Annotated in this window: 20 protein-coding genes; 13 read left to right on the top strand and 7 right to left on the bottom strand. The window is 37.2% G+C overall.

The annotated features are described in order from the left end of the window. Positions 1-137 precede the first annotated feature (137 nt). Entirely contained in the window at positions 138-1,709 is a 1,572-nt protein-coding gene (locus A2290_00725; GenBank protein ID OGC14184.1) for a hypothetical protein, read from the top strand. A 12-nt stretch (positions 1,710-1,721) separates the two neighbouring features. Here A2290_00725 and A2290_00720 read toward each other — a convergent pair whose 3' ends face one another. Genes A2290_00720 through A2290_00705 form a run of 4 tightly spaced genes read right to left on the bottom strand, consistent with a single transcriptional unit; the run spans position 1,722 to position 4,205 of the window. After that, positions 1,722-3,182 (bottom strand): glutamate--tRNA ligase, encoded by a 1,461-nt coding sequence (locus A2290_00720; protein ID OGC14183.1) that lies wholly within the window; start codon positions 3,180-3,182, stop codon positions 1,722-1,724. Next, positions 3,179-3,508: a hypothetical protein gene (locus tag A2290_00715; GenBank protein OGC14182.1), complete on the bottom strand. Its 330-nt coding sequence runs from the start codon at positions 3,506-3,508 to the stop codon at positions 3,179-3,181. The genes A2290_00720 and A2290_00715 overlap by 4 nt, the downstream gene beginning before the upstream one ends. Then, complete coding sequence (locus A2290_00710) at positions 3,492-3,854, bottom strand: hypothetical protein (GenBank protein ID OGC14198.1); 363 nt, start codon at positions 3,852-3,854, stop codon at positions 3,492-3,494. The genes A2290_00715 and A2290_00710 overlap by 17 nt, the downstream gene beginning before the upstream one ends. Positions 3,855-3,887: 33 nt before the next feature. Continuing rightward, positions 3,888-4,205: a hypothetical protein gene (locus A2290_00705; protein ID OGC14181.1), complete on the bottom strand. Its 318-nt coding sequence runs from the start codon at positions 4,203-4,205 to the stop codon at positions 3,888-3,890. Between the two features lie 395 nt (positions 4,206-4,600). Here A2290_00705 and A2290_00700 point away from each other — a divergent pair, with 395 nt between their 5' ends. From A2290_00700 to A2290_00660, 9 genes are all read left to right on the top strand, one after another. Continuing rightward, positions 4,601-5,308: a hypothetical protein gene (locus tag A2290_00700; GenBank protein ID OGC14180.1), complete on the top strand. Its 708-nt coding sequence runs from the start codon at positions 4,601-4,603 to the stop codon at positions 5,306-5,308. 4 nt (positions 5,309-5,312) lie between these two features. After that, positions 5,313-11,021 carry a hypothetical protein gene (locus A2290_00695; GenBank protein ID OGC14179.1) on the top strand — a complete coding sequence of 1,903 codons (5,709 nt, stop codon included), beginning with the start codon at positions 5,313-5,315 and terminating at the stop codon, positions 11,019-11,021. Positions 11,022-11,058: 37 nt separating this feature from the next. After that, a complete protein-coding gene (locus tag A2290_00690) occupies positions 11,059-11,406 on the top strand; it encodes a hypothetical protein (GenBank protein ID OGC14178.1) in 348 nt (115 codons plus the stop codon). Between the two features lie 36 nt (positions 11,407-11,442). Then, on the top strand, positions 11,443-12,933 hold the full coding sequence (locus tag A2290_00685; GenBank protein ID OGC14177.1) for a hypothetical protein: 1,491 nt from the start codon (positions 11,443-11,445) through the stop codon (positions 12,931-12,933). A gap of 79 nt (positions 12,934-13,012) precedes the next feature. After that, entirely contained in the window at positions 13,013-15,373 is a 2,361-nt protein-coding gene (locus tag A2290_00680) for a glycosyl transferase (GenBank protein ID OGC14176.1), read from the top strand. 59 nt (positions 15,374-15,432) lie between these two features. Further along, a complete protein-coding gene (locus A2290_00675) occupies positions 15,433-15,663 on the top strand; it encodes a hypothetical protein (GenBank protein OGC14175.1) in 231 nt (76 codons plus the stop codon). Next, positions 15,664-16,035: a hypothetical protein gene (locus A2290_00670; protein ID OGC14174.1), complete on the top strand. Its 372-nt coding sequence runs from the start codon at positions 15,664-15,666 to the stop codon at positions 16,033-16,035. Between the two features lie 88 nt (positions 16,036-16,123). Then, a complete protein-coding gene (locus A2290_00665) occupies positions 16,124-18,292 on the top strand; it encodes a phosphoribosylformylglycinamidine synthase II (GenBank protein ID OGC14197.1) in 2,169 nt (722 codons plus the stop codon). Positions 18,293-18,360: 68 nt separating this feature from the next. After that, the gene (locus A2290_00660) at positions 18,361-18,999 is read left to right on the top strand and encodes a hypothetical protein (GenBank protein ID OGC14173.1); all 639 of its coding nucleotides are present in this window, start codon (positions 18,361-18,363) and stop codon (positions 18,997-18,999) included. Positions 19,000-19,080: 81 nt separating this feature from the next. On the opposite strand, the gene A2290_00655 is transcribed toward A2290_00660, so the two are convergent. Beyond that, positions 19,081-19,275, bottom strand: coding sequence for a hypothetical protein (locus A2290_00655; GenBank protein OGC14172.1), 195 nt, complete (start codon positions 19,273-19,275; stop codon positions 19,081-19,083). A gap of 75 nt (positions 19,276-19,350) precedes the next feature. Here A2290_00655 and A2290_00650 point away from each other — a divergent pair, with 75 nt between their 5' ends. The 3 genes from A2290_00650 to A2290_00640 are packed head-to-tail and all read left to right on the top strand — an operon-like array spanning position 19,351 to position 22,721. Then, positions 19,351-20,241 (top strand): hypothetical protein, encoded by an 891-nt coding sequence (locus A2290_00650; protein ID OGC14171.1) that lies wholly within the window; start codon positions 19,351-19,353, stop codon positions 20,239-20,241. A 21-nt stretch (positions 20,242-20,262) separates the two neighbouring features. Further along, positions 20,263-20,853 (top strand): hypothetical protein, encoded by a 591-nt coding sequence (locus A2290_00645; GenBank protein OGC14170.1) that lies wholly within the window; start codon positions 20,263-20,265, stop codon positions 20,851-20,853. Next, on the top strand, positions 20,853-22,721 hold the full coding sequence (locus A2290_00640) for a DNA internalization-related competence protein ComEC/Rec2 (protein ID OGC14169.1): 1,869 nt from the start codon (positions 20,853-20,855) through the stop codon (positions 22,719-22,721). The genes A2290_00645 and A2290_00640 overlap by 1 nt, the downstream gene beginning before the upstream one ends. Positions 22,722-22,800: 79 nt before the next feature. On the opposite strand, the gene A2290_00635 is transcribed toward A2290_00640, so the two are convergent. Both A2290_00635 and A2290_00630 read right to left on the bottom strand, forming a co-directional pair. After that, a complete protein-coding gene (locus A2290_00635; GenBank protein OGC14168.1) occupies positions 22,801-24,879 on the bottom strand; it encodes a hypothetical protein in 2,079 nt (692 codons plus the stop codon). Next, the gene (locus A2290_00630; GenBank protein OGC14167.1) at positions 24,876-25,601 is read right to left on the bottom strand and encodes a hypothetical protein; all 726 of its coding nucleotides are present in this window, start codon (positions 25,599-25,601) and stop codon (positions 24,876-24,878) included. Before A2290_00630 ends, A2290_00635 begins: the two co-directional genes overlap by 4 nt. Positions 25,602-25,605 lie beyond the last annotated feature (4 nt).

Genomic DNA, 25,605 nt, shown 5'->3' with positions numbered 1-25,605 from the left:
TTTTGGCAGGAGAAAAGTTCGTAACAAACAAACTTTTCGGATGACAACAAAAACTTTTATTTTGAACATTTGACAACACTGACATTGTACTTTTTAAAATCTTGACTCTGGATAGTACCATCTGATAGGATAAAAGAATGTCTGTTGATCCCTTAATTGAAACAGGTAAGAGGGTTATTGTATTGGGTGGAGGCCCTAATCGTATAGGGCAGGGGATTGAATTTGATTATTGTTGTTGTCATGCCTCTTTTGCATTAAAAGAGGAGGGGTATGAAGCTATAATGATAAATTCAAACCCCGAGACCGTTTCTACTGACTTTGATACATCAGACCGACTCTATTTTGAGCCTTTAACTTGTGAAGATGTTTTACACGTGGTAAAAAGAGAGAAACCTATCGGAGTTATTGTTCAATTTGGCGGTCAAACTCCCCTTAATTTGTCCTGGAAATTAAAAGAGGCGGATGTTCCGATCCTTGGAACTTCTGTTGATTCAATTGATCGGGCGGAAGACAGAAAACTTTTCCAGGCCCTTCTTAAAAAATTAAAGCTTACACAACCTCCTAACGGAACAGCTGTTTCCGCGGAAGAGGCAAAAAACGTCGCCCAGGAGGTTGGATATCCTGTTGTTGTTCGTCCTTCATATGTTTTAGGCGGTCGCGCAATGATGATTGTTTATGATGATGCTGATCTTGAAGAGTATATGAACAAGGCTGTTATCGCATCGCCCAAAAAGCCGATTTTAGTTGATAAGTTTATTGAAGACGCGATTGAAGTTGATGTTGATAGCGTATCAGACGGGAAGGACTCTATAATTTGTGGAATTATGGAGCATATTGAAGAAGCGGGCATTCATTCCGGAGATTCTGCTTGTGTTATACCGACTTTTTCTCTGTCAAAAACGATGCTTGATAAAATTCGCAAGGCTACACATGCTTTATCAAAAGAGCTTGAAGTTGTAGGCTTGATGAATATTCAATATGCTGTTAAAGGCGATATCTTGTATGTTTTGGAGGTAAATCCTAGAGCATCTCGAACCGTCCCCTTTGTAAGTAAGGCAACTGGCATTCCATGGGCAAAAATCGCCACAAAAGTTATGGTTGGGAAGACATTAAAGGAACTTGGAATTGAAAAAGAGGTTATTCCTCCTTATTTTTCGGTAAAAGAGGCGGTATTTCCCTTTAATCGCTTTCCCGGAGTTGATCCTGTCCTTGGACCTGAAATGAAATCGACGGGAGAAGTTATGGGGATAGACTCTGATTTAGGGCTTGCTTACATGAAGGCTCAAATTGCCGCGGGGCAGAAACTTCCTATGGAAGGTAAAATTTTTATCTCCGTTGACGATAAACATAAAAGATCAATAGTCGGACTTTCAAAAAGGATTGACACTTTGGGATACAAAATTGTTTCGACATCCGGTACTGCTGATGTTTTGCGTAAAAATGGTTTGGAGGTTGAGGTTGTAGAAAAACTTGGGGAAGGGAGGCCTAATATTTTAGATCTTATCAAAAACAATGAGATTAAACTTGTTATAAACACTCCAGGAGACAAAAAGACAAAGGTTGATGAGACCAAAATACGTTCAGAAGTTATAATGCGGATGATACCCATTGTCACCACTCTATCAGGCGCCCGCGCGACCGTAAACGGTCTGGAATCCTTCAAGAAAAAAGGTTTTGGCGTAAAGGCTTTGCAGGATTATCATTCTTGACCCCGATTATTTTTATCGGGGTGAATAATCGGGGTTAACAAGACTTGTTGTTGAAAGCGTCTTGTCAATCCTTTTTACTGTTTTTTCTTTGCCTAAAACTTCGATAACATCATAAATACCCGGAGATTCCGTGCGGCCGGTTAGGGCGGCGCGGCAGGGGTGGATAATTACGCCGAGTTTTACTCCTCTTTCTGCTGCGAGACCCTTAAAAGTCTTTTCGAGTTCCTCTTTGTTGAAAGGTTCGACTTTTGGAATTTTTTCTCTCAATTCTTTTAAAATTTCGATAGCCCCTTCTTTTTTTAGATTATCCAGCCCTTTTTCCGTAAAGCTGAAATCATCTTTAAAGAAATATTCAGTTAGTCCTACAATGTCGGGAATAACAACAAGCCTATCCAAAAAGAGAGCTACTATTTTTGATATATATCTTATATCATGGTTTTCATATGCATTTATTAAAAGGGGTTCGCAAAGGTCAACAATCCTCTCAGGAATGGCCTTCCTTATATATTGGCCATTTAACCAGTTTAATTTTTCCATATCAAATATGGCGGGGTTTTTGGTGACCCCTTCCAAAGAGAACATTTTTAAGAGTTCATCCCTTGAAAATAGCTCCTCATCTTTGTGTCCCCACCCGAGACGAGCCAAATAATTAATCATAGCTTCCGGCAGATATCCCATATCTTTGTAATCAATTACAGATGTTGCCCCATGGCGCTTGGATAATCTTTTTTTATCATTTCCTAAAATCATGGGAATATGCGCGAATTTTGGCAATTTAAACCCGAACGCTTCATACAAAACTATCTGTCTCGGCGTGTTTGACAGGTGGTCGTCTCCTCTAATAATATGAGTTATTTTCATTAAGTGGTCATCTACTACAGCTGCGAAATTATAAGTTGGAAAACCATCCGATTTCATGATGACAAAATCATCGAGCAGATCGCTGTCAAAGACAACTTTTCCCCGTATTAAATCGTCTATCTCTATTTTTATAGAGGGGGGCATAGAAAATCTTATAACATAAGGAAGATTGTTTTTTATTCTTTCCAACGCCTCTTCTGTTGTCAACCTTCTGCAGTTTTGGTTGTATTTTGGAGCCTCTTTTTTCTCTGCCGCTTCTTTGCGCTGTCTGTTAAGTTCTTCTGTCGTGCAGAAACAATAATAAGCTTTCCCCTCTTTTAAAAGTTTTTCGGTATATTCTTTATAGATGTTTAATCTTTCTGTTTGCATGTAAGGGCCTAAATCTCCTCCTGTTTTTGGCCCTTCGTCCCAGTCCAATCCTAAAAAGCCCATACCATCATAAATTGCTTTTATAGCTTCGTTTGTTGATCTTATTTTGTCTGTGTCTTCAATCCTCAGGATGAATTTTCCTCCCTGAATTCTTGCAAACAACCAATTAAACAGAGCTGTGCGGGCTCCTCCAACATGAAGCGCTCCTGTTGGGCTTGGCGCGAATCTTGTGCGGACTGTCATTTCTCTTCCCCCTTTAATATTATATAATGAACATCTTTAGGATAGTCCATATTTAATTCTTCTTTTGCTGTTTTTTCTATTTTTTGAAGGGATTTTTCAGATGCGAAGTTACTTTTAAGTATCCTGTTTTTACTTTTGAGCTCTTTTTGTTTGATTTTTAAATTTGCCACTTCATACTTTATGGTTATATTTTTTGTATATATATATAAATGTAGCAGGATTAAACATAAAATAATCCCTGACAATATAATGTAAAGTGTTTTTATGTTGAAAGATTGCTTTCTTTTCATGGTGGTTCTTAAATAAGGCTTATTTTCTTCTTTCAATATATTTTTTTATAGAATCTAAAATTAATGAAGCATCATCTATACATTTTACAGCATCATCTCTTGAAACTTTTTTTTCATAATCATAATCACCTATTTCTCTATTTTTCCAAAGTTTCTTGATTTTATTTGCAAAATCAGAGGGGAAAACCCCTTCTTTAATAAAACTTTTTGAAAATCCACCTATGACACCTGAATGTTTTGAAAAGGAAAGATTTTTAGTCAATAAAACAGATTGCAGTATATGAAAGACGGCATAATAAGAACGAGAGGCTGAAGCTCCATAGCTTCCTATATCAAGCAAAGCTTTAGCATCTTCTAACGCTCTTTCTGATTTTTCAATCATTAAAGATATCTGGAGAGAAAGTTCTTCATTCATTTATAGATATATTCCTTCTTTTTTGGCGTTCATTAAAAAAGGTTCATATTTTCTTTGATTAAACTTGTATTCTTCTGTCAAGAAGGTTGAAAATAGGATGTTCTTTTCCAATAACAGTTTAATTTCAATTTCATCAATAAATTTTTCATCTTGGCTTCCTATTTCGTCAACCAATAAAATACAATCATAATCTGATTCAGGAGAAGCATTTCCTCTTGCTCTTGACCCAAAAAAAAGGATTTTTTTTAAGCGCTTGCCAAAATAATCTTTTACATTAACTAAAAACTCCCTTACATTTTTATCTTTTTTTAGTTCCATATGCTTTTATTATACAACATTTTTTATGAACGTGTATCTTGCCAATTTATTGATGGTGTATAAATAGTTGTGTAAATTGTCATTCTGACGAAAGTCAGAATCCATTTCTCTAGTAAAACATAGATTCCTGCTTCCGCAGGAATGACATAAATAGAATTTACACAACATTCTTGACACTATCAATTTATTTGTCTCAAGTATTTTTGTTTTGTTTTTTTGAATTTAAAAAAACATTGAAATTCTAATTTTTTTCATACGATAAAAAACTATGGAAGTGTTGAAACAGATAAGTTTTTGCAAACATACGACTAAATCCCGATTATCTTTATCGGGACGGCTTCCAAATTAGTTTTGATTCATTGGAAATCGGTCATTAAAAATAGGAGGAAACAAAAATGAATACGAGTGTAAATTTAGTTAGGTTTGTAGTAGGCGGTTTGGCAAGAAGGGTGGTCTCTGCTGCCGCAAAGAAAGCATCTTTATCTGTTGGCGTTATCGCGGCCCGCGCGCAGTTTTTATTTATTGATCCTCCTCAGACACTTATGGTTGCAACATGTAATACGAAAGAAATTATTTTTGCAAATTTAGGGGCTGTTATTACAGGACTTGAGGGGCATGATAGAGAGTTAGCACAGAAATTTGAAGCTGAAATTGATAGTATTAAAGGTTTAGTTAATGGGTTTATATCGAAGTTGGTCACGGAGTTAAAGAGAGAGATGGGAGTTGATGCGGTTGATTTTAACTTGGATGAACATGAAATATCCCATGCTTTTGAAGATTGGTTTGAAGCCGCAGATCTATCAAGATTATCTGACAAAGCGCAAGTTGATGCATTAAAAGCATTATTGAGAGATCATATTGGATTAGAAGCTGCTAATCCAGAAGATCAAAGACATATAAAGGCATTGGACAAAAAACTGGCTTCAGATGGCGTTGTTGGTCATCTGGCTAACAAGATGCTTGATCTCTATTCAAAAGTTGAAGCGTTCTCAAGAGAAAAGGCTCTTGCTGTTCCTCCAAAGGCAACCTCTAGTGTTTCTGGAGGAAAGAAAGTTGGCGGAAGTCCAACTTCTAAGCCTGGTTCACAATCTAACGGAAGATAATTAGATGCTGAAAAACAGATTATATTTTCTTTATAATAAAATTGTCTCTGCTAACATACAGAATGTTCCTTCTGCTGCAAATGGTGCGGGGGATGTTGAAATACCTGAATTTTTAACTCCATTTCAAGAGATGTTTAACCTTGAAGAAGTAGATCCTGTTATTGCACGTGATAAACAGATAGAGGATATATTGTCTATTTTGGCAACTGACAGCAATGGGAATGTAATGCTTTTAGGTTTTCCCGGGACAGGAAAGACTGTTTTAGCAAAATATATTGCAAAAGAGTTTATGGAAAAACAGATGGATCCTGCTTTTATCACTGGAGAGGCTAATTCTACAATTGAAATAATGTATATGGATGCTGGAGACCTGTCTGCTACGAATGGGAGTGCTGCTGAAAAAATAAAACAGTTAAAAGCATATTTAAAGAAAAAGCCTAATACATTGATTTTTGTTGATGAAGCACATTGCTTAGGGAAGACAGAAGTTGGAGATTCTTCTCCAATTATTGAACTTATGAAGCCGATGTTGAATGATCCTAATAGCCATTTTATTTTTGCGACAACAGTTGAGGAACATAAAAAATATTTATCTATAATTCCTGCTATGGATAGGCGTTGGACTATTGTGCCGATTCCAGAGGCTACACCGAGTTTGACAAAGTTAATCTTGCGCCAGCATAGAAAGACTATGTTGGCAAGATCAAAATATGCTGCGCTACCTGTTACTCTTGAAGTTCCTGATGCCATGGTAAATCTTATAGTTGAGTTGGCTGTAAGATATATTGATGCTCAGCGGAGTGGATATAACCCTTCTCGTTCAATTAAACTTTTGGAACAGTCTGTTTCTAGGTTGACGACAAAAAGTAATATGTTGAATGTTAGTTTTAGGATGACTTGTAATAATTTATTAAGGATATTTAATGAATATTTAAGGGCATTGGAACAGAAAGATGAGAGATCAGCAAAAGACTGTTTGGATTATTTGTCAGAGAATATTAAAAAGTTTTTAAAAGATAAAAAAACAGCTGAACAGGAAGGGGCGTTGGTGTTAACGGAAGATATTGTTTATGAAGCGCTTGCTGTTTTGACAGGACTCCCCTCTAAAGATTTTGAGGCTTTAGACAGAAAATTACTGGACTCTTTAGTTGATGAATTGAAAAAGGAGGTTGTGGGGCAGGATGTGGTTATGGAGACTTTATCTACTCGTATTAAAAGGGCAAAACTGGGACTTTCAGACCCCAAAAAACCTCTTTTTGTTGGCCTTTTTGCAGGGAAAACAGGTACCGGTAAAACTCAAACTGCAAAATGTTTAGCTCGGGTATTATATAAAAACGCAGATAATTTAGTTGAAATAAATGGTGGAGAATATGCTGAAAAGCAAAATTTGACTAAATTGACAGGTGCGACGGCAACTTGGATTGGATATGGGGATCCTTGTGTTTTTGATAGAATTAAAGCAAAAGGAGGTCAGTGTGTATTTTTGATTGATGAATTTGAAAAAATGCATCCTGATGCTCAGAAGGTTTTGCTTGGAATTTTGGATACGGCTACGGCTGAAACAGGAAAGGGTGAAGTCATTGATTTTAGAGAGACAGCTGTTATTCTTACAAGTAATCTTGGAAGTGAGAGATTAATATATACAGGTATGGGTGAAATTGATGAGGGGTTTGATGAATTGTTAGGGTTTCGAAGAGAGACCGTTTCTGTTATAGAGGCGCTTGCAATAAGATTTGCGCGCGATAGTGAAATTTTGCAACAGGAAACCAGATTTGATGAAGCAGCGAAAGTTTCTGAAAAGGAAGCTTTGGTTAGAAGGTTTTTAACTGAGCATACTGATGATCTGCAACGAGGTGTTTTTCCTGAAGGAGACAAGACAGGCTTAGCCCAACTTGATACTCTTTTGGATGCGCGTAGCCGTGGAGATAAAGAGGTTTTTGCAGCTGTTAATCTTTCAGGGTCTGAAAGATATGATAAGTTGTTATCTTCTCATCGTAGGCTGGTGTTAGAAGAGTTGAAGGAAAAAAGGGAGTTGTTTGCTGTTGGGATAGGTAGCCCTGGTGAAGGGGATGAAAAAGCTCCCTCTCTTAAAGCATTGGATACATATCTTAGTAGTTCTAAGGAGAATATTTCTAAAGGAGATTATCATTTAGATACTCTTTCTGCTGTAAGTGAATTAGCTGAAATAAGAGGATGGTTAAATGATCGGGCAGAGAGTGATAATGCATTGGCTGAACGTCGTCGTATTGTTGAAGAAAGGGCTGCAGAACTCAAAAGAATAGAAAAGGAAAATGCTAAGATAATTCGAGAGGCATATCAAGTTGCAGGCTATAGGCCTGAGTTTTTAGCTCGTATTATGGTTGGTGGAGGAATTTTTGCTTTTAATAGTATTAGCATGGAGATGGCACAGGCGATTATACGGATAACGGCCAGAAAATTTATAGAAGAACAGAAGAAGATGAAAAACTGTGATGTGGAAATTGCTGATGAGGTTTATGATTTACTCATAAAAAAGGTTCCTGACTTAGAAGATCGTGGCGGACGTGGTATTGAAGAGATTTTTGGCAATGAAGTAAGCGATAGACTGGTTAAAGCTTTTGAGTCTAGCTCTAAATCACCAAGCAATACAAGAGTTGTTGTATCTGTTGATAATGAAGCCATTGAAGTAGATATTGTTGAATTAGGAGATCCTGATTTGTCTCTTCTTCCCGATCAGGAGGGTGAAGCAGGTGGATTGGTTAAGCATTTTCATGATCAGGCCGTCGCACTTAATCAGGTTTATGCCAGTTATGATGTATCTATGGAAGAGATAAGACGTTTGTTAAACGGAGAAAAAATTGTTGATCGTGGAACATCCCTTGACTTTGAGCCATCGGAAATAGCTCAGGGAGGAAAACTTATTACCGCTGTTGAAAAGACGACGGTTAACTTTAGAAAGACAGCTGCTTCTATTGGATTAAAATTATTCAGTCAGCACTTAGGGGATATTGGTGTTACAGATGACTTTGCTACAGCGGCGCAAGACGTTGCTAAAGGTTTAGTAAGCATGGCGGCCAAAACCCTGTTTGATTATAGTCTTAGGACCGATTTTGGCAAAAAACAGGAAAGCTTTGATTCTTTGGCTAGAAGAGGCAATGGGGATGAAGTTTTTATTAATAGGGTTATAACAGCGAAAAAAGCTACAAACAGCCTCTGTGAATGGGATCTTTTATCTGGAGATAAAGTTCGTTTTAAAATTTCTATCCCGTGTAAATTGACAGATAGGGAGTTAAAACTGATGAAACTTTACTCTGAAAAGGCTGTAAGTAATTCAGCAGCTGCGCGAAGGATTGTGGAAGCTGCTAATGCGGAGGGAGTGGTGGTAAACGAGTCTCTACTGATAGGGCTTGGTAAACTAATAGATATAGCAGGGCCTGAAGCTAGAATTGGCTTTTATATTGAAGAGGGGAATATTAGTTACTGGATGGAAGCTCCTTTTGTATATCCTCAAGTTGCCTTGCCTAGCAGTTCTTCTCCAGTGGGAGCTCCTATTGAGCTTAATACTGAAATATTTGATATAACCAGATGGAATAATGACGGGGGATATACAAAAAATACAGATTATATGCGAGAGTTCTTGTCTTCTCATGTTGCGGGATGGGAAGTTCAGCCTGCTTCTTTCTTGGAGACAGATCCTATTGTTGGCTCAGTAAGAAAAGCTTTAAGCGCTTATGTAGCTGAACAGAAAGGGGTTGCTGAGGATAGCGGAGATGTTACTAATGATGATTATGCTACATATATTGGAGATGGTTTTAAGTTGATTTTTCCTCAGGGGTCCCCTCTGTTGCAAAATGTTAGTGTTAATGTGTTGTTGCGTGATGCCTTGCGCGCGAGTGATATGAGTTTTATGTCGGAATATAGAACAGCAGAAATGATGATTGCGCAAGGTGGCATTAGGAATAACATTTCTGAACTGGCATCTAAACTCAGGATTGATAAACAACAATTAGATTTATCAACAGTTACAGATACTTTTGCAACATTACAACGTAGAAATGCTATTCGCTATGCTGGTGGGATGGATGGTGTTAAACTTAACGGGATAAAGCCTAAAATTGCTGCTGATCCTTATTTGTGCAGATTATTAGAACGAGAGGATTCTACTATTCTAGCTTCTTCTGAAGAGGGCAATCGTGTTCGTTTTGAAGTTAAAGTAACAGGAGGCTATACTGCTAATTTTGTTTTTAATACAAATGAAGGTGTAAGCGTATCACAGGCTGAAGAAGAAGCTTTAAATAATCGGGTTTCTGATTTTATAAGAGAATTTGATGTTCCAATATCTAATGTTGTGCCCGAAAGATTAGGTTTTACTGAAGCAGCACAGCTTATGAGGGATATAAACAGTTCTCCAAAACAGGACGTTTTTATTAGTAGATTAATAAAGCATGTGGCAATTTCGGGAGGCCCATTAAATTTATTACAAAATGCAATTAGCAACAGAATGACGGGGAGTATAGGAAGTGGTCTTTCTGATCCAACTGCACAACTTGATTTTATTGGCACTGCTAGATCGGCTAGGGAGTTTTGGTTAAAGCTGTATCAAAACTTTGAAGCTGTGACAGAGATGGAGATGCCAAACGATTTAGATACTATGGTAAGTATCTTGGAAGATATTTCTTCAAGAGGAGATAGTGGGTTGGTTTTTGTTATGTATGATTTTTTACATAATATGTCACAGCCTAGTACTGACGCAGGACGTAATTTTTTAAGAGATATTAGAACTTCAACTCGCGCTAATTATAGAATAAAGCAAAAAGCGGAGAGAGCTCGAACCAATGGCTACCATCTAATGGCGCTAATGGATGTCAACTGCTCAGCTTTTACAAGTCAAGATCAGTTTGGCTTTTGGGAAACTGTGTTTGAGAATCTTTTTAAAGAAATTGATCTTAATTTGTTAAAAGGTATTTCCGAGAAAGTCTTAAATGATGACTCTTTTAGAGATACTATATTCCCTTCAGTTTTTGAGATTGTTGTTAGCGCTAAAAAAGCTTATGAGGTCAATTATGATCAGGCTTATCAAGCCTTTGATTTTATATCTCAACTTGCTCAAACATATCGGGATAATAATGAATTAAAACCAAAGATGATTAATTGGTTAAAGACAGAATTTGATAGCCTAGTAAAATTGGCAAATACGCCTGAACGTGTAGGTCAGCTTAAAGCAGCCTTAGAATCGCTTATGGAGGATCAAATTGCCAAAGAAAATCCTGGACCTTTTATTGCTATGGCATTGTTGTTGGAGAGAGAAACACAAGGAAAGACCGACGCTTTGAAAAAAGTAATTGCCAAAAGGGCGCCTTCTATGAAAAAATTTACTGAAGGGTCAAATCAGTTGCTTGGGTATCAAAGTGGTTCCGGTGGACCTCAGGGTGCGGTTGACACATTGGCGCTTTTAGCAGATAATCGTCCTGTTTTGGAGAGCGTTTGTGCTCTTTTGGAAGGAGCAATAAATAGAAATGATGATAAATTTACCTTAGTAATGAATGGGAGCACTGGGAGCTCAAGTGATGTTACTCTTGGGGCCCTTTTAAATAATGATTCTTTCTTCCAAAGGGCTGGAGGGGCTGTGATTATGTTGGCAGTAAGAGAGACTGGTAGTGGTAGAATTTTAAATGTTTCTGTGACAGGAAAAAGGGCCGGCTCTCCCAAGGTTTTTGAGGCAGAGTTGCAATAAATAAGTTTAGTATTATAATAACAGGAGGTGAAATAATATGCCACAACAAGTTCAGATTCCAGTAAGTTTAGGGGTCAGAAAAATAGGAGGACAATTAGTTGGACGGCCTTTGACCGTAGGACAGATTCAGCCTGTAAATGAGCGCCTTTCAGGGTTAGGTCCTAAGGATGCTATAAATGATACTAAATTTAACGCTTTACTTGCAGCAAATCCAGCTGCAATGCAGGAGCTTGCCAGTAAGGTTCCTGATGATCCGAATAAAGTGTACATAGCTTTTGAAGGTCTTACCGGTCCTAACACCGCACAATTGTTGAGTGTTGATGAATTGGTACAGCTTAGTCCCGGATTGGATAGAGACAGTTTTATTGCACAAGCTAGAGCATAGTTTCTGGCGCTTTAAGCTTTAAACTAAGGTACATTAGTGGTAGAAATTGAAAAGTCAATTGAGGAGCAGATCAGGAAGCTGTCTGTAATGCAATATCTTATCTGGCAGAATAAACTGCCGGAAGGTATTAATTGGCAGGCAGTTCAGATCTCTTTTTGTTACCACTTAATGAAGGTGCCGCTTGAAGATAAGCTTAGCAACCTGGCATTTGGAATATTAAATGTTAAGTTGACCGAGTTGATAAAGAGCTACAATCTGCCGACTGAGATAGCTGAATTAAAAAGACTCGAAAAAGAGTTCAGGCTGACTCTTGGGGGTCAGGATTATCCTGTAAGTGATTGTTCGACGATAAACAGGTTATTAGAAGAGGAGGGCTCAAATTTAAGATTGTGCAGCGGTTTTTACGGCGAGCACAAATTTTTTATTTTTGGTGAGGCCTCCTGTAAAAAAGTAAAAGATTATCTTGTCTATCGTTTTAAGAGTGAAGTTGCCGTAACTCCCGGTTGCCATCTTCTGGTTGCTGCCATGGTCAGCGGCAAAAATATATTCTTACGCGAAACCTCCGCCCGTTTTCTATTCTACCAAAAATGGCGAGACTTTTTTCAAAGCAGTGAGCCCCGATTATTCACGGTAAAACCAGAAATCAACCCCGATTTCTTAATCGGTGTGAATAATCGGGGTGAACCTGATCAGAAATTAATTGATAAGATAAAAAGAGTAACGCTTAACCAGTTTGAAATTAAAACCGAAAAAGATTTTAAGACAAAATCAAAAAAGTTTATTTCATCTTTTATGGATAATCTCTTTCTGCATGAGTTAAATCATAATAGCGCTGAAAAATACATAAAAGATAAGGAGCTTTTGAGTATAGCAAAGGCTTCTACTGTGCTTGATGAAAATATTTTGTCTCATCTGCTTGAGGTTTTTACCGATTGGCTCCCGGGTGACGAGACAAAAAGCCCTCTTGGTGAAATGTTTAAAAATAAAAAACTTGACCAGCTTTCGTTATATGTAGCCGACAACTGGTTTTTTGATTCCAGTTTTCCTGAAATGGAGATATTTTCCGCGCTTTGTTTAATCCCTCTTTTTTATAACTTTAAAGAAGGAAACTTTGACTGGAACGCTTTAAACTCCGAGATTTATGATTTGGGCGATAAAACGTTAATGGGACTTTATTGTGAGTATTTTGAGAAGATAGCTTTGGAATTAAAAAAGATTGTTGAGGAATCAGAATTTGTTTTAGTTGATCGGTCTATTAATTTCCGTACTATCTCTCTTTATATTAACGATAAAATCAAAAACAAAAATAAAAATTTAAATGATGAAGATTACCAGGTTACATATTGGAGTGAGGTTTTTAACTATTTAAAACAGTTTTCAAAGTCTGGCTGCAATAAGGCCTTAAGTTTCTTAAAGAAGATGGAGACCGAACTTAAATATGATGTGATTAAAAGGCTTAATCGTCCGGGTGAAACTGTCGGAACCCTTCTTATTTCGAAAACCACGGAGTTTGTTCAAGCATTGTAAAATGTCAGCGCCATTAACAATATTGTGCGCGATAAGACCATATGATATTATTTAATTTGAGAAAGAAAGGAGTTTTTGCATGAGATATGGTTATTTTGATATGGAAAATAATGAATATGTTGTAAAGCGCCCTGATACCCCGACTCCCTGGATTAATTATATAGGAGGAGGAAAGTACGGGGGGATAGTTTCAAATACCGGTGGCGGATATAGTTTTGACAGAGACCCGAAAAATAAAAGAGTTTTGAGGTATAGATATAATTCTGTTCCTGTTGATCAACCGGGGAGGTATATATATCTGAGAGATGAGGAATCGAAAAATTTCTGGTCAGCTACCTGGCAGCCGACTATGACTAAACTTAATAGTTATGAATGCCGTCACGGAATGGGATATACCAAAATCAGTGCTTCTTTTTGTGATGTTGAAACGGAAGTTAAGTATTTTGTTCCCGGTGAAGAGCCTTTGGAACTTTGGGCTTTAAAAATAAAAAATAAGAGCTCTAAACCTAAAAAATTAAAACTTTTCACTTACGCGGAATTTAGTTTTTATGACGCAGTAAAAGATCAGACAAACGTCGATTGGTGCCAGCAGATAAATCAGGCCATTTTTGAAGATAATTCAATCTTTTGGGCCCCTTTTATGAAGACTCTTGGATATACTTTCTTTTCAACCAATGCGAAGATACACAGTTTTGATACAGATAGGGAGAAATTTATCGGAAATTATAGAAGTCTTACGAATCCTCAGGCCTTAATAAATGGAAAATGTTCAAACTCAGAGGTTTTGAGGGGCAATGGAGTAGGTTCTCTTTGTGTCGAAGTGAATCTTGCGCCACAAGAAGAGAAGGAGATTGTATTTATTTTAGGCGTGGATGAGACGCCGGAAGCTGCCCTTCCTTCTATTGAAAAGTACAGGGATTTAAAAGTTGTGCATGAAAGCTTTGAAAATTTAAGAAATTACTGGAATGATTATATAAGCAATGTTCAGGTTAAAACTCCTGATAAAGAAGTAAATCAGATGTTGAACCTTTGGAATCAATATCAATGCAAATCTACATTTAACTGGTCACGTTTTGTCTCTTTGTACCAGCTTGGGGTAAATCGCGGAATGGGATTCCGTGATACAGCTCAAGATACTCTGGGGGTTATGCATACGATTCCACAGGAAGCAAAAGAGACGATAAAAAAGCTTTTGAAAATACAATATAAAAAAGGGTATGCCGCCCACCAGTTCTATCCGTTAACGGGGGAGATTGATGTTGGAGATGCCGCGGAGGGGACTAAAAAGAGCGCTAAATGGTATAGTGATGACCATTTATGGATTATACTTTCAGTCTGTTCTTACTTAAAAGAGACGGGAGATTTTGATTTCTTAAAGGAAAATATCCCTTTCCTGGATGGTGAGGGGACTGTTTTAGATCATCTTCAAGCGGCAATAGACTTTTCAAATAATCATGTGGGTAAACATGGTTTAACATTGGCTGGTTGGGCGGATTGGGATGACACTTTAAATCTGGATACGGGGAAGGGGGAGGCTGAATCTGTCTGGACATCGATGTTGCTTGGGGTTGCCCTGCTTGAAATGATGGGGCTTTGCAAATTTATTAATAAGCCCGCGCTTGTTAAAAAATATAAAGAGATTCATGAAAAATTTAAAAAGGCGGTCAATAAATCAGGATGGGATGGCAAATGGTATTTAAGAGCTTATACGGATGAAGGGAAAAAAGTCGGCGCGTCAAAAAATGATAAAGCTAAAATCTATCTTTTGGTTCAGAGTTGGGCGGTAATGGCAGGTTTTGCGGATAGCAAAAGATCAAAGATTGCGCTTGATTCCGCGCATGAGCATTTGAATACAAAGTACGGGCTTGTTCTAATTTGGCCGGCTTACAATGGATTTGATTGGCGGATAGGGGGGACTACTACTTATCCTCCCGGGGCAAAAGAGAACGGGGGAATTTTTTTGCAAACTAATCCGTGGCAGGTTATTGCTCAGGCTTTGGCAGGTGATGGCGACCGTTCGTATCAGTATGGGAGGCAAATTCTTCCTTCGGCAAAAAATGAAATTGCGGATCAATATGAAGTAGAGCCTTATGTCTATTGTCAAAATATTTTGGGGAAAGAGCATCCCCAATTTGGTTTGGGGCGCAATTCCTGGCTTACCGGGACTGCTGCATGGGCTTATGTTTCATGGATACAATATATATTAGGTGTTAGGCCGGAATATGATGGATTGAGAATTGATCCGTGTATTCCCAAAAAATGGAAGGGATTTGAGATAAAAAAGAATTATCGCGGGACCAATTATTATATAGTTGTAAGAAATCCAAATCATATATCGCGGGGTGTTAAGGAGATAGTTGTTGATGGTAAAAAAATAGCAGGGAATCTTATCCCTATATTTGAAAATGGCGATCATCATGTTGAGGTGATTCTGGGATAGGGTTTTGTTGGGTCAAAATATTCAATAAATGATATAATTTATATATGAGGTGATTTTATATGGCTGAAGAGTGGATAGTTTGTGACAAGGATATTTTTTCAGGTAAACCTATAGTAAAAGGAACACGTATTTCCGTCGCTGTTATCTTACAGGCAATTGCTTCCGGAATGACTATAGATGAAATTCTTAAAGGATATCCCAGTTTAACAAGGGAAGGAGTATTGGCGGCGCTGGAATTTGCGGCTTTTCAAATGGCGGGGGAAGAAGTAAGGATATTGGAGAATGTATAAATGCTAAAGTTTTTTGCAGATGAAAATGTTCATTCCGAAATAATTTCTTCTTTACGTGAAAAAAGCCTTGATATAATGACTGTATTTGATGCTGCGTTAGCAGGGCGTAAAGATTATGAGATTTTGGAATATTGTCAGAAGAGGGGATTTATTCTGTTAACAGGCGACAAAGACTTTGGAGGACTGTTGGAGTTTGGTTGTTTGTTTGGCAAAGGGAAAGTTGTTTTGTTTCGTTATACGTTGATTAATATACAAAAGATTGTATCGGAATTCATGGAAATGTTAAAGAATGAAGAGAAAAAACTTCTTGACTGCAAAAGTGTTTTGGTCGTTTTAACTGAAGGGCGTTATAGAATTCATTGTCCGAAATAAAAAACTAACCTGATCAGGAGAGAGGATGAAATTTTCCTATCCTGCTAATCTGGAATAGTTTCCAAAAACATGTTAAAATCTCTTTGTGATAGAACCTGAAGTTTATCAAAAATTGGGTTTGACCTCTAAAGAATACCAGAGAATCCTTGGTATTTTGGGGCGAGACCCGTCTCCTACAGAAGTTGCAATGTTCTCCGTTGAATGGTCGGAACATTGCGGTTATCCGCGATCGCGAAAATACTTAAAACTTTTTCCTCAAAAGGGTAAATATGAAACATTGGTCGGTGAAGATGCCGGTGGTTTTGTCTATGATGATACAGCTATAATTTTCAAGATGGAATCACATAACCATCCGTCTCAAATTGAGCCAAAACAAGGAGCTGCAACTGGGGTAGGGGGTATCATTCGTGATATTTTTACTGCTGGAGCCCGTCCTATTGCGTGTTTGGATTCTTTAAGATTTGGCAACATATCAAAGCCTTTTAATAAATATATTTTTGACGGTGTGATAGACGGCATTCAGTTTTATGGCAATTGTGTCGGTGTTCCTACAGTTGGGGGTGAGATCTATTTTAATGATGCGTATGAAGGGAATTGCCTTGTTAATGTTATGTGTGTGGGGGTTTGTCCTAAGGATAAAATTGCGCGGGCTAAAGCTGTTGGAATCGGCAACTCCATAATTTATGCCGGATCTAAAACGGGACGTGACGGGATAGGGGGCTGTTCAGTTCTTGCTTCAGCTGAGTTTAAAGAAGGTGAGGAGGAAAAACGTCCCACTGTTCAGGTTGGAGATCCTTTTACTGAAAAATGTTTAATAGAGGCTACCCTTGAGGCGTTGCAGACAGATGTTGTCCTTGGGATAAAAGATATGGGGGCGGCTGGGCTTACATGTTCATCTTCTGAAATGGCGGCTGCCGGAGGTGTTGGCGTTGCTATTGATCTGCAAAAAGTTCCTTTAAGGGAAGAGGGGATGGAACCTTACGAAATTATGATGTCAGAATCTCAGGAGAGGATGCTTCTTTGTGTTGAAGCTGGCAAAGAGGATAAAATTATAAATATATTTAATAAATGGGGTTTGGAAGCTGTTAAAATAGGGGAAGTTCTTTTAGATAAGCTTGTTAAAGTTTACAACGGAGATGTTCTTGTTGCCGATATTCCGGTTGAAGAATTGGCTAATGCTCCGATTTATGATATGCCTTGGGAAGAAATCCAAAATCCAAAATCCAAAATCCAAAACTTTAAAACACCTAAAGATTTTAATAAGCTTATGCTTCAAATGCTATCATCCCCAAATATTGCAAGCAAACGTGCTGTATATGAGCAGTTTGATCATATGGTTCAGGTAAATACTTCTGTTTATCCGGGGGGCGATGCTACTGTCCTCAGGATGAAGAATAAAAAATGGGGACTTGCGGTAACTTCCGATTGTAATGGGCTTTATTGTAAGCTTGACCCTTATATTGGCGCGCAAATAGCCGTAGCTGAAGCTGCAAGAAATATTGTTGTGACAGGTGGGGATCCTGCCGCCCTTACAGATTGTTTGAATTTTGGAAATCCTGAAAAACCTGATCGTTTTTATTATTTTAAACGTTGTATTGAAGGATTGGTAAAAGCTTGCGAGGAATTTGAATTGCCTATTATTTCTGGAAACGTCTCTTTTTATAATGAAAATCCAAAAGGACCTATTTTACCCACTCCTACTATTGGGATGGTAGGAATTTTAAAGGATTTTAGCAAGCGATGTACAGCAGCCTTTAAAGATATCGGGGACTTGGTTATTCTGCTGGGAGAAAATAAAGACGAGCTTGGAGGCTCGGAGTATCTCAGTTTTATTCATAAAAAAGAGGAAGGGCTCCCCCCTTTGCTTGATATAGAATTGGAAAAGAAAATTCAAGCTGCTTGCCATACGGCCATAGATGTTGGGGTTGTAAAATCTGCCCACGATTTATCTGAAGGGGGAATAGGGGTTGCTCTTGCCGAGTGTTGTATTTTGGGAAATATTGGCGCTGCCGTTCATTTTGAGGAAGAGATCGCATCTCATTCATTGTTGTTCTCAGAAACGCAGTCAAGAATTTTGTTGACTATTGATCCTGAAAATATTTTTGCAATTTCTGATATTTGTATGTTGCTTAAAGTCCCTTTTAAGATATTGGGAAAAGTTCAGGGCAAAAAATATATAATTCAGCACAAAGGGAATAAAATTGTAGATCTCCTTGTTAGTAAATTATCAAAAGAGTACTTTGGGGCGATAAGATGATTAAAGGCTACAAACTACGGATTACAGTTGGAAGTTGGTAGTCAATAAAGTCGGTTGTAGGTGAAAAAATGGAAAGTACCATAGCAACAATTGTAATACTTGTTTTTACCCTCTCTATTTTTAGTACAGTCGGAGGGAATAAAAATGCCATCCCTTCGTCTGGAAGTTCAGTCTCTCTTTCTTCTTCGAAAGAAAGTTCTACTACTCTTTGTACCCAGGTTGATCTTGACTCTCCGGGAGAAGATTTTTCTTCTTGTGATCCTGAGGAAAGATATAAGGTGAGAAATTTTGTTATCAATTATGGGAATAATATCTCAGAAGCAGACGCAGATGAAATATCATATAATTTATTTAAGTATTGCAAGTATTATAATTTGAATCCGAAAGTTATAGCGGCTCTTATTGCCAGAGAATCAAAATTTAATAAATTTGCTGTCTCTTCAACGGGGGCTCAGGGGTTGGGACAACTCATACCTTCTACTGCCCAAGGGCTGGGAGTTATAGATCCGTTTAATATAGAGCAGAATATCATGGGGACTACCCGTTATATAAGATCATTACTTGACAGATTTAGTGGGAGTGACAGGCTAAGTTATGCGTTAGCAAGCTATCTGGAGGGGCCTAACGCTGTTAAGAACAAGGGTGGTTTTTGGACTGCATCCAAAAGATATATAGAAGACATATATACTCTTTGCCGAAAAATTTAACCCCGATATTATCGATAGTGTCAAGAATGTTGTGTAAATTCTATTTATGTCATTCCTGCGGAAGCAGGAATCTATGTTTTACTAGAGAAATGGATTCTGACTTTCGTCAGAATGACAATTTACACAACTATTTATACACCATCCGATTATCCTAATCGGGGTTAAATCGTTAAATAATCCTGAAATATCTTTGTTTTTTTTGCGATAATAAACTATAGGAACTATAGGAAAATCAAGATTGTTTTTGTTAGGGAATGAATGTTGGGCTTGTTGCATAATAGCAATTTTTGCAATTTGTCATCCCCGCGAAAGCGGGGATCCATCTGATAATATTCAGGAGGTTTTATTGTAATGCGTGTTTTATCATCGGGGAAACCTACAGATTGTAGTAGTTTGTTGAGAGTTCCCAGAAAAACAATAAACATTCATGTTGCTTTTACAAGCGATGTTCCTATGGAGTTTAGAAACGGAATAAACAGATTGTTTCAATCAATGAAAATAATGGAGGCTATTATTGCTTTAAAAGTGGAAGAGGTTACTATTTTGACCGTAAGAAATTTGCCTCATGATAAAGGCGGTCTTATTGGTGTAACCCCCATTGAAATAGGGGTTGGGAATGACATAAAGCATTTAGATACAATAGCCGATAAAAGCGTTATCTCTTTTCTTTTATATGTTTATGAGGATTTCTTTGAAATTCATGAATCTAAACAACAGGAAGTTATAATGTTGCATGAATTTGGCCATATAAGAGAAAAGATGGAATTTCCTGATGATTTGGATCTTGCAAAGTTTAAAACACATAACAGAGAAGATCTTGTCTTTTGTGTGATTGATTCTTTTCTGGCGGCATTGACTGATTGCAGATTGTTTTACAGGCAGATATCTTTATGGGGGCAAAGAGAGAGCGTTTTGTTGGATATTAGTTACAACAGACATGATTACGAGGGGTATTTTACTGAAAAAGATAAAATTATAGATGACTTTGCCGGCATAACAGAAATAATTCATTTAGCCTTGATGTTGGTAATCCCTTTTTGTAAATCAAGTGATTTTGAATCTCATAAAAATTCTTTTATTGCTTTTTCCAAACGGCTTAGTTTTTCGGATGTTGCAGTTAGAATAGGCTTGGAATTCGCTGAAAAACACGGTATAAACTTTTTAACCACGGGATTTTTTGATCTTAAACTGTTTTTTGAAGATTTTGTGACTGTCATGAGGGGTTTTGCGGATTTGGAATGAAAATTGCTATGTTTTTGGCATATGCAATTGGATTCTAATCAGCGATTGACGATAATTGGCCTTATAATTGCCATCATAATTGGTTCCGGATATTATATTTATAATCATCTATTTATCCCTGAATCCCCTCAAAATTTGATTATTGATCCTCCTCTTACCCGAAAAAATGGGGAAAATTCTGTTTTTGTCCATATATCCGGCGCAGTTAAACGTGAAGGGGTATATAAAGTAAAAGATTCTGATAAAGTTTGCGATGTTATAAACCTGGCAGGCGGAACATTGCCAGGCGCTGATTTTTCGTCAATTAATTTAGCTGAAAAGGTTGAAGATGGAAGGAAAATTGTTGTTCCTGCCACAGACTATCGACAACAAAGAACTGGCCAGGCTACAGATAGTAGCCTACAGAGTACAGATAATAAGACACGCGTTTTAAATAAAGTTAATCTGAATTTGTCTTCTTTGCAGGAATTGGAATCATTGCCTGGGATTGGCGCTATAACTGCTAAAAAGATTGTAGAGGCGAGGCCATTTTCGAAAATTGATGATTTACTTAAAATTCCCAGATTTGGGAAGAAAAAGTTTGACCAATTAAAAGACTTGGTAGTTATTTGATGTTTAGTCGTCCGTTTTTAGCCATTGCAATATTTTACGCATTGATAATCATAATCTTGCGGCCGTGGATTCCTCTCCCAGCCTCTGATTTTCATACGCAAAGTCAGCCTGAAATTCCGATTATCTCTCCTTTAAGCCGTCACTTTGTTGATGTTATCTCTAAAACCACAGAAAAACCTTATGACTTGCTTTTGGCAAGTGTTGTTTTTGGCTCAGGGATGTCTCCCCTTGATCCTGATCTTAAAGATAAATATAAAAAAGTTGGGCTTGCCCATCTTCTTGTTGCGTCGGGGACACAGGTTTCTATTCTTATAGGATTTAGCTTAATGATTGTAAGAAATTTAAGAATACCTCTAAATATAGGAATTGTTTTTGTTTCTATATTTAATATTATCTTTACGATTATGACGGGTTGCGGCCCTTCGATGATAAGGGCTGCGGTGATGGGGGAGATAAGCCTTCTTGGTTTATTGCTTGATAGGAGAGGCGATATCTATAATTCTCTTGGAATTGCGGCCCTTATATTGATGATAATTGATCCTCTGATTATATTTAATATAGGATTTCAACTGACCTTTGCCGCGACATGGGCCCTTGTCTATTTCTGTCCTATACTTGAAAAAAAAGGGATTCCTTCCATTGTTTCTGTTTCCTTAGCCCCTATACTTGTTACAATGCCGATAATACTTTATAACTTTAACCAGTTCTCGGTTGTTGCGTTATTAGTAAATGTCCTTGTTGTTCCATGGATTGAAACTTTAACTGTCATAGGTTTTATTTCAACAATTTTAGGGAGTTTTTTTCTTCCAATAGCTGAAATCTTAAATTATTCATTGTCTTTAATCCTTAAAATATTAAATGGGATAGTTTATGTTTTTTGTGATATCTCTTTTTCTGCTGTTTATTTGCAACAACCTGGATTTTTGTTTGTTTTGTCTTATTATGCGGGTCTGATATACATAGCTGAGGTTTGGAAACGGGGAGAGAAGTTTGTTTTTGATAAAAGAAAGGGAGTTACGCTTTTGCTTTTGTTTATCTCTCTCTTTGTATGGAACGGGGCTTTTGGCGATTCTGAAAAATTTCCAAAAGATAAACTGCAGATATCCGTAATAGACGTAAAACAGGGGGATTCTATATTTATAAGAAGCCCATCCGGCAAGACTATGCTCATTGATGGGGGGCCTTGTTTTAAAAACGGGGATGCAGGAAGATATTTTGTCTTGCCATTTTTATATAAACAGGGAATTAATAAAATAGATGTGGTTGTTTTAACTCATCCTCATGATGACCATGTAGGCGGCTTGCCTTCAATTTTAAAAGAATTACAGGTTGGCCTGATCTTGGATTCTGGACAGCTCCATACGAGTAAAAGATATATGAGTTTTTTAGAATATGTAGAGAGAAAAAACATTTCTTATATGTTAGCAAGAAGAGGCGTAAAAATAGATTTGGGAGGAGGGGTTCTGGGCGAAATCTTACATCCGACAGATAAATTTATTGAAGAATCGGCGCTAAATAATAATTCCGTTGTTATGAGACTTACTTACGGTAAATTTGCAATGATGCTTACCGGGGATTTGGAAAAAGAGGGAGAGGATCAAGTTTTAGCGACATTTTCTAACGAGTTGATAAAGTCTGATGTGTTAAAAATCGGCCATCATGGAAGCAATACAGCAAGTTCATATGATTTTTTAAAGGTTGTAGATCCAAGCATTGCAATTATTTCAGTTGGAAAAAAGAATCAATTCCATCATCCTCATAAATCGACACTTAGCAAGCTAGAGGAGAGAAGAATTTCTGTTTTTAGAACCGATTTAAGCGGAACTGTGACGGTTTTAACGGATGGGAGGGGATTTTGGATTAGGTAAAGAACTTGTTGCGTAATGATGGTTTTTGCAACTTGTCATCCCCGCGAAAGCGGGGATCCATCAAAGAGAAAGAGAAGGATTAATCCTGTGTAGATTCGACGTTTTTTGCTGGCGCTTCTCCTTCCCGTGTAACAGGTTCTTGATTGGTTTTATCTGTTACTGCTTCCTTGTCTTCAAGCATCCAATCAGGAACTTTTCCTTTTTCTTGTGTGGCGCCTTGTTTCCAGAAATCATCGACCATTTTTTGAACCTGTTTTGTTCTGTATAACACTTCAGAGGCTTCAGCTCTTGAAAAATCTTCATCAGGTTTAAATGCTTCCTCTTTTATATAGTTGATTAAACCGCCATCTTTTGCTGAGGCTATAAATTTATTAGCCCAAAAATCTTCTTTTAGATCAGAGAAGACTATAGCATTCTTTTCAGGAAGATTGGCATATCTTGTAATTATAGATATCCCTTCTGCTCTGTTTAATATCTTATTTGGTTTAAATGTATTATCAGGGTATCCTTCTGCCAAACCTAATTTTACCCCTTGATTGATATAATTTTTGGCCCAATGTTTTTCACTGACATCTGTAAAAGTTCGATCATTATTTGCCTCTTCTGATCCTTGAGGTGGAATTTCCAAGGTTCTGACTAAAATAGAAATAAGTTCAGCTCTGGTTATTCCTGCATCTGGTTTAAAGGTATTGTCTGGAAATCCTTTTATAAGGTCTAATTCAGAATCTAAGGCAATTGCCTCTATTGCCCAGTGGGTCATTGTTGTGTCACTAAAAGGTTTAAATCTTAAAATTACAACTTCTGAGGTTACAGGCGTTGCTTCGGGCGTAATCATTCCGATAACTTTTATAACATGTCTTCCATATGCTAAAGGTTCTGTAAAATCCTTTATATCGCCAGTCTGGCCTATTTTTTTATTGTTGATATAGATATCCGCAAGATCATATGACTCTTGAATCTCTTTTGTTTCCGATGAGCTTGAAATTAAAGGAGTTGTCCAAGTGGTTTTTTGCTCATATGTTGCTGTATATTTTGCAGTAGCGGAAACTAAAACAGCTTCGAAAGTCGTTATCAGGCGGTTTGAAGGAGTTAAAATTTTTAAAGCGCTCTCTTTTTTCTTTAATTTTTTATTTGTATTTATAATTTCAGTTCCTATATAAGATAATGAGAAATAGTGAGGATTATCTCCTATTATTCCTGGACGTGCAGCATAAGCATAATCAAACCTAAAGCCTTCTTTTTCAATCCCTACACCCAAGGTTAGACCGGTTCCTCCTGATTCCTGGTTTAAACCGCCTCTTATAGCCAAAAAATTCAAAGGAGACCATTCAAACCCTAAATGCATAAGTGATGACCCTTGTAATGTGTCATGTGGCAAATCATAGTCAAAAACTGCAATTAATTTTTGGTGGTATTCTTTATAGGCTTCGTTTGAGGGGCCTAATAAATTTGCAGCTATACCTAACTTGTAAAATCCTCCTATTTTATCTGTTGAGGAGGAATTCCAGTTAATTACACCTCCTAGTACATTTTGCAGATTGCCTCCGACTGTAAGCCATGATGACATTTTGTAGGTTGCTCCAACATCTAAACTAGTGCCGCTTCCAGAAGAGTCAATTCCTCCTCCAGATATTGATTGGTTGAAAAGTTTAAGGTTGCCGCCTAACGACAAATTACTGAACATTGAATTTTGTAGTTGTGAAAAAGAATTTGCATAACTTAAAAGTATGACATTATTGTTATAAGACATAACTTCTAAACTTGGCTCTATTGAAATTCTATTGTTATTATCTCTTGTTGTTGCATAACTTCCTCCGGTCATTGCCTTTGCATAACCTACTCCAAGACTGCCATAATTTGTTGGGACGATAAAACTTAATATGGAATAAGTTGTTTCATCAAGAAAAATATTTCTGGCGACTCCTGTTATTTTGGGATATTTTATATTACTTAAGCCTGATGGATTAGAAAACAATCCTTCTCCGTCGTTTGAGAGCGCTACATGTGCTCCTCCCATGCCAAGTGTTTTGCCCATATAGATTGTTTGAGAAGGATCGACAGACGTGCCTGCAAAAGCGAAAGACGAAAAAACAATACAAATGATAAATGATAAAATCCAAATCCCTTTATTTGATGTTTGTAATTTTATTTTTTTCATTTTACTACAGCTATCTTTCCTTTTCCGATGACTTTGCCATCTGCTACGATTAAAAATATATAAATGCCGTTGCCTAAAGCATTCCCGTTATCGGTTTTTCCGTCCCATGTGATTTCGTTATAACCTGCTGTCCCGCCGTTTTGCAAAGAGGTATATGTTTTTTTGGTTAATTGGTTTCCCATTAAATCGTGAATGGTTAGGGTTACGTTGCCAGATTTAGATAAAATATAGCTTAGAGAAAGATTTCCTGTTCCATTATATGGATTAGGATAACATAGTGGGATCCCTTGGGTTGCGATCTCTTTTTGTCCTTGGACAATAAGACCTATTACCTCTTTTGTGGTGATGCTGCTATTAGCATCTATAGCTACTATTTTTAGAGAATGTATATCTTCTGATAGTGTTGCCGGATTAAAAAAGGCTTTTGTTATTGTGGGATTATCGGTAGAAATTATTTTAGTTAGAGTTTCAAAGGTGTTGTTGTCCATAGAAGCTTGGATTGAAGAAGTAGTAACTCCTTGTGAACTTATTACGGTAATTTCAAAAGAAGGTTGACTTGAAATAGGATCTCCGCTTAAAAGTGTTTGGCCTCCTGCTTCGATTGAAATACTGGGACGGCTATATGATTTAGATACTATAAGTAATAAAAGAAATAAAAAGCATATAAGGATATTTTTATAATTTTGTTTCTTTCTGATATTTTGTTTTTTGTCTTTTACCATTTTT

This window comes from candidate division WOR-1 bacterium RIFOXYB2_FULL_36_35 (genome assembly GCA_001771505.1).
GTDB lineage: Bacteria > Margulisbacteria > WOR-1 > XYC2-FULL-46-14 > XYC2-FULL-37-10 > XYB2-FULL-36-35.
This window is presented reverse-complemented; position numbering and strand designations above follow the sequence as displayed.